Here is a 5491-nt window from a genome sequence, read left to right as displayed (position 1 = left end):
CGACAAGCCACACCTCACCCGGAGGTTCTTCTCACATCAACCCGACACGCCTGCTACCAACGTCCTGGCTGAGTACATCTAGCGCGCTGAGGATCCCGGGATTCGCCGCACACACTGCCGGAATGGCATTCACCACTCGCGCAGCGGTGGCCGATGAGCCGGGCAATTCTCCGCCGTTGAGCGCGAAGTCGACCTGAACCGGCGGATCGCCGTCGACGGTGATTCGGGTGAGGCGCCGCGTCGCGCCGCCAGCCGCGATAGCAGGCTCCCAGTCTTCTATCGGCTCGTCGGGCATCGACCAGATCGCCGAGAACTGCACCCGCGGCTGGCCATCGACGATGCCGTCGAATCGCATCCGCACACTGGCGACGGTGCCAGGCGGAATCTCTCCGGCCTCAAAGACGTATTGCCGGTCGGCAAGCGCAATGTCGCGATGTTCGCGAATCTCATCGAGCGTCAACCCGAGCCCCTGTGCCAGTAGTCGCAATGCTGGGCCCAGGTGGCCAATCATTGCGCCCGCTGGGTGCAGCGCGGCATCTTCTTCAGGGGTGCGCCCGAATCCCATCATCGCGAAGAAGCCCGGTACTCGATAGCTGCCGCAGGGAATGCGTTCTTGAACAGCGACTTTCGTGGGCAAGGCGCTCATGCTGGCCGCATGCACGGCAAGAATGTCGCTCGCGAAGCCAGGTGCGATGCCTGCCGCGAACAACGAGCTCTCGCCTGTCTGGCACGCGGCTTCCAGCCTCCGGCGCACGGCGTCGTCAAGCGATGGCGGATGAAAGAGTGCCAAATATGAAGGGATGACAACGTTTTTCCCGCTGGCTAGCAGCGCACACAATTCGTCGACGACTGCGTCGATATCGCGCCCGGAAACCGTGGCAAAGTACGTCACGCAATCGGCATCCAACGCCACGAAGTCGTCGAAGTCATCGGACGCTGTGACACCGACGGCGGGTTCTCCGACCAGCTCTCCGGAGTCCCGGCCCACCTTCTCGGGGTTGTGCACCAGGTGACCGACCAACTGAAGACGAGGCGACCGTAGCACCGCCCGTAGTCCGAGACTTCCGGTGTAGCCCGTGCCGATGTGCGCAACTCGAATCCTGTTCATTCACATACCCTTCCAACTCTGCATGAATGCCGCAGTCACCCGCGCGGCGTTGCTCGCCGCGATCTGTTTGTAGAAGAAGAACGAGACCGGAAAGGGTGGCAGTCGCAGTGGATCACCCTGGCCGTCCGAAATGCCGCGGATACCAAGGAAGGGAACGCCGTGTGCATCGGCGACTGCCTGCGCTGCCGCAGTCTCGTTGTCCATCGCGTCGTAAATCGGGTTCAGTGTCGCGATGTTGAGATTGCTGACCAAGGCGTTCTTCAGCCAGGGCCCGACGGCCTGAAAGAAGTTGCCGGTGTAGAGAAGCGAGCGATCGGGCACGCTGCACGGTTGACAGCCGAAAACGTCGCCGCCGTTGGGGATGCACGGGAAGGCCTGGCCGTTGTTGTTGTCGGAGCTGGCGCCGGCGCCGCCGACCACCAGTTGAGGTATGCGCCCGAGCCTATTAAGCCGGACTGCCGGAACGTTCTTGCACAACCTCAGGGTGTTCATGCTTTCCATTGTGACAGAGAGCTTTTGGGCCGTTGCCAGCATGCCAGGATCGACCGGATCGAATGTCGCGCCGTCGTCCAAAGTCCACTGTGCGGGTATGGCCACGTCCCCGATCTTCAGGCGCGCGCCGCCGCCGGCCACGCCCGAAAAGATCACTGCGCCAATTGTTATGTCGGACGAGAAGCGGGTGAACGCGGTTTCGGTGGTCTGGGTTGCGTTTACCAGACCGATGCCGGTCATCGCCACGATCACCTTCTTGCCGCTCATCGTGCCGAGGTAGAAGTGGCGTCTTTTGGCGACCACCACCGGATCGGGCTCGAGCGTGGTATGCGACAGCACCGCGTCGGCTTCGGCGGGAAAGGCGGACAACACCAGCGTGCGCTTCCCTGGTTTCGACGCTCGCCGCACCTCACCCACAGCCGACTCTGCTGTTCTACCGTTGATAGCTGCCAAAGCTCGTTATCATTTCTCTGTTTTAGCGATTCGTCGTTACGCAAACCAGGTCAGGGACAGTGAAGCACGCGAGCAGCCCGACAGCACAGCAGTTCTACGACGACGCCGACCTCACCCGTGCAGTCACCGCTTACAAGTTCTTCTATCCCACCGTCTCCGGCGCAGCCATAATCAAGGGCAGCGAGGCCGCCGGGCTGGTCCCAAACAAGGTGTTCGGCATCCTGGATTGCGGGCCCGAACAGCTGGTCTACACAGCGAATTCCGACACCCCATACGGACCCTTGTTACTCGACCTGAGCGTGGGGCCACTGGTCGTCGAGTTGCAACCCGGACCGCTCATCGTCGTGTCGATGGACATCAACCAGCGTTGGGTAGCAGACATGGGTCTGCCCGGACCGGACGGCGGCAATGGTGGTAAGCACCTGCTCCTCGGGCCGGGCTACAGCGGTTCGGTTCCCGACACCGGGTACTACGTGCATCGGGCCAGCAGCAACCGCCAGATCGTCGGAGCGCGGTCGCTGCCGGTCGGCGGTGGCGTCGCAGCAGCCAGAAAACGCCTCACCACCATCAAGGTGTATCCGCTCGACCGCACCATCGAATGGCCGAAGCCGCAATGGCTCGATCTGACCGGAAAGTTTCAGGACACCACGCCGCTGCAGTGGGAAACCAACCTGAAGTTCTGGGAAGTGCTGCACGAAACGATCGACACCGAGCCGGTTTTCCCCGGATACCACACGCATTACGGCGAACTCGCCGCGCTCGGCATCGAGAAGGGCAAACCGTTCGAACCTGATGACCGGATGAAAAGCCTGCTCGAATCGGCCGCCGCGGCCGGCAACGCTCAAATGCGAGTCCAGTCTTTCGCCGATCGCAGTCCCGGCTGTCGGGTGTGGGACGACCGGCAGTGGGAATGGGCGGCGCTGCGTTACGCGGATGGAAACTTCAACACCGTCTCCCACCTCGACCTGTGTGCCCGCGAGAAATGGTTTTATCAGGCCATCGGTGCCTCGCCGGCCATGTTCCGCCGAGACAGCCGTGCCGGCTCGCTATATTGGCTGGGACTCCGGGACGCTGCCGGAATGCCACTGGACGGTGCGCAACACTACAAGCTGACTGTCCCACTTCCGGTGCCGGGCAAGCTGTTTTGGTCGGTCACCGTCTACGACCTCGATACCCGCTCCCAAATCCGCGCCAAGCAAAACAAGGCCGCGTTGCGCTCGCTATTCGAGCTCAGCGATCTGAGCGGCGAGAAGGCACACCTATATTTCGGCCCGACGCCACCAGGCGGAGAGGTAGACCGGTGGATCCAGACCATTCCCGGCAAGGACTGGTTCGTCTACTTCCGTGTCTACGGGCCGGAGCAGGCTGCATTCGACGGATCCTGGCGCCCAGGGGATTTCGAGGCCATAACACCATGACAAGCTACCGGACGGCGCCGGTCGTCGTCGGCCACGTCAGCGACGCGTCGGTCTGGGACCCCGACAGCTACCTCAGCGGTTCATTCTTCGGACCAGACCGCTTATCCGTGCCGCAGCCGCGGACCAGACAACTGCCGCTGCTGAACGCGATCGTGAACTTCTCGTGAGTAGTTCTGCTGCGCGGCTTTCGGTGGCCACGCCCGTCGTGACGATGCTGCCCGGATTCAGCGCCGATTGGGAAAAGGCCGCCACGATCGAGGATCTGGCCCAAATCGCCGAAGCCGCGGACCGACTGGGCTACCACCACCTCACTTGCAGCGAACACGTCGCGCTTCCGGCCAACGAGCGGAGCCGTCGCGGCACACGCTACTGGGATCCGCTGGCGACATTGGGCTATTTGGCCGCACGCACCGAGCGAATCAGGCTGGCCACCAACGTGGTGGTGCTGGGTTATCATCATCCGCTCGAGATCGCCAAGCGCTATGGCACTTTGGACAAAGTCAGCAATGGCAGACTCATCCTCGGCGTCGGCGTCGGGAGCCTCAAAGAAGAATTCGACCTGCTCGGTGTTCCCTTCGACGACCGCGGAATACGCGGCGACGACGGACTCAGGGCGCTTCGGGCCGCGCTGTCAGTATCCGAGCCGTCCTACCACGGCGAGTTCTATTCGTTCAGTGGCATGGTCGTCGACCCCTGCGCCATCCAGGATCACGTCCCTATCTGGGTCGGTGGGCGAACGCTGCGGTCGCTGCGCCGAGCCGTAACGCTGGCCGACGGGTGGGCGCCTTTCAATGTCAGCCTGGCTGAAGTGCGAGATTGGCTGGGCCGCTTCGAACTTCGTCCTGAGTTCGACGTAGTCCTGCCTGCACCGGCGCATCTGGACCCGATCAACAAGCCAGACCAGACCCGTGACACCCTCGCCGACACCATCGCTCACGGCGCCACAATCGTCAGCGCCGGCTTTGCGCACTCCTCGCTGCAGCATTATCTGGAGAATCTGCAGGCACTCGCCGAACTGAACCGCGCATGAACCGCGTCAAGGCAGGTATTTTCAGCCTCACCCCGCCCGCGCCCGCCGACGACGACTATTTGCGTTGGCATCTGCTGGACCACATGCCGGAGCAATACCAGCTGCCGGGCATCGTGTACGGGCTGCGTTGGATCGCCGACGGCGACTATCTGAACCATCGTCTGGCGGCCGACGGGCCACTGGGCGATGTCGGCAATGCCGTGCACTACCTGGTCGGCAACCCGGTTGAACAAACCTTCGACGACTTCGTCACGCTCGGCCGTGCACTGTGGGAAAACGGTCGCTTTCCGGTCAGGCGAGCGTCTTTGCAAGTGGCCGGTCTGCGGCTGCTGCAGTGGCAATCCTCGCCGCGCGCACTGATTTCCGCTGAGGTGGTGCCGTTTCGGCCGCACCGCGGAGTGCTGCTGATCGTCGAGGAATCCGTCGGAGGTCGTCCGGGGCAATGGCTTAGCTGGCTGCATGCCGAACACTATCCGGAGCTGCTCGCGGCGCCCGGCACGGCCGGCGCGTGGACATTCGGTTCGACGAGCGAATGGGACGCTGCTTCCAGAGGCTGGCGAACCGAGCCGGAATACATCACCGTCGTCTACCTCGACGACGATCCCCTTGCGACGACCGCTGCCCTGGCCCCGCTGGTCGAACAGCGGTGGCAATCTGGCGCGGTGCGACCAGTTTTCGCCGGGCCGCTGCGGAGCATGATCAGCTGGGATGCGTGGGCGTGAGCGTTGGTTTGGCGTTTATCATTGGTCCCACGAGTCACAAGATTTCTGGCGTATGTCTTTTTGTCCGGCTCGCAGCGACAACTGTTGCAGGCCAGGCTAATTTGTCGTAAGTGAGTGCGCTCTGGGGATCTACCACCCACGGCTATGCGCCAACTCGCAACACCCCGTACCCGTTGCAGCACGGGGCAATTCAGTTGTCGCTATGAGGCGGACAAAACGGCACCCGTCTCTTTGCCGTGACTGGTGTGGCTGGTGGGGCCAGGGCACA

General features: G+C 62.7%; 6 protein-coding genes. 4 read left to right on the top strand and 2 right to left on the bottom strand.

Annotation, left to right across the window (positions count from 1 at the left end):
- Positions 1 to 31: 31 nt before the first annotated feature.
- Positions 32 to 1108, bottom strand: a complete 1077-nt coding sequence (locus A5791_RS16080; RefSeq protein WP_067238744.1) for a hypothetical protein — start codon at positions 1106 to 1108, stop codon at positions 32 to 34.
- Positions 1109 to 2017 carry a hypothetical protein gene (locus A5791_RS16070; RefSeq protein ID WP_231995919.1) on the bottom strand — a complete coding sequence of 303 codons (909 nt, stop codon included), beginning with the start codon at positions 2015 to 2017 and terminating at the stop codon, positions 1109 to 1111. It abuts the gene before it with no gap.
- A gap of 95 nt (positions 2018 to 2112) precedes the next feature.
- Here A5791_RS16070 and A5791_RS16065 point away from each other — a divergent pair, with 95 nt between their 5' ends.
- The 4 genes from A5791_RS16065 to A5791_RS16055 are packed head-to-tail and all read left to right on the top strand — an operon-like array spanning position 2113 to position 5223.
- Positions 2113 to 3471: a DUF1254 domain-containing protein gene (locus A5791_RS16065; RefSeq protein WP_067238742.1), complete on the top strand. Its 1359-nt coding sequence runs from the start codon at positions 2113 to 2115 to the stop codon at positions 3469 to 3471.
- The gene (locus tag A5791_RS26525) at positions 3468 to 3638 is read left to right on the top strand and encodes a hypothetical protein (RefSeq protein WP_231995918.1); all 171 of its coding nucleotides are present in this window, start codon (positions 3468 to 3470) and stop codon (positions 3636 to 3638) included. The genes A5791_RS16065 and A5791_RS26525 overlap by 4 nt, the downstream gene beginning before the upstream one ends.
- 44 nt (positions 3639 to 3682) lie before the next feature.
- The gene (locus A5791_RS16060) at positions 3683 to 4501 is read left to right on the top strand and encodes an LLM class F420-dependent oxidoreductase (RefSeq protein WP_197504704.1); all 819 of its coding nucleotides are present in this window, start codon (positions 3683 to 3685) and stop codon (positions 4499 to 4501) included.
- Complete coding sequence (locus A5791_RS16055) at positions 4498 to 5223, top strand: hypothetical protein (protein WP_067238735.1); 726 nt, start codon at positions 4498 to 4500, stop codon at positions 5221 to 5223. The genes A5791_RS16060 and A5791_RS16055 overlap by 4 nt, the downstream gene beginning before the upstream one ends.
- The last annotated feature ends 268 nt before the right edge of the window (positions 5224 to 5491 follow it).

It is taken from the genome of Mycobacterium sp. 852002-51163_SCH5372311, assembly GCF_001667115.1.
GTDB lineage: Bacteria > Actinomycetota > Actinomycetes > Mycobacteriales > Mycobacteriaceae > Mycobacterium.
This window is presented reverse-complemented; position numbering and strand designations above follow the sequence as displayed.

Excerpts from the sequence above, each read along its gene's own strand:
- A5791_RS16080 (WP_067238744.1), bottom strand. The coding sequence starts at position 1,108 with ATGAACAGGATTCGAGTTGCGCACATCGGCACGGGCTACACCGGAAGT.
- A5791_RS26525 (WP_231995918.1), top strand. The coding sequence starts at position 3,468 with ATGACAAGCTACCGGACGGCGCCGGTCGTCGTCGGCCACGTCAGCGAC.
- A5791_RS16060 (WP_197504704.1), top strand. The coding sequence starts at position 3,683 with ATGCTGCCCGGATTCAGCGCCGATTGGGAAAAGGCCGCCACGATCGAG.
- A5791_RS16055 (WP_067238735.1), top strand. The coding sequence starts at position 4,498 with ATGAACCGCGTCAAGGCAGGTATTTTCAGCCTCACCCCGCCCGCGCCC.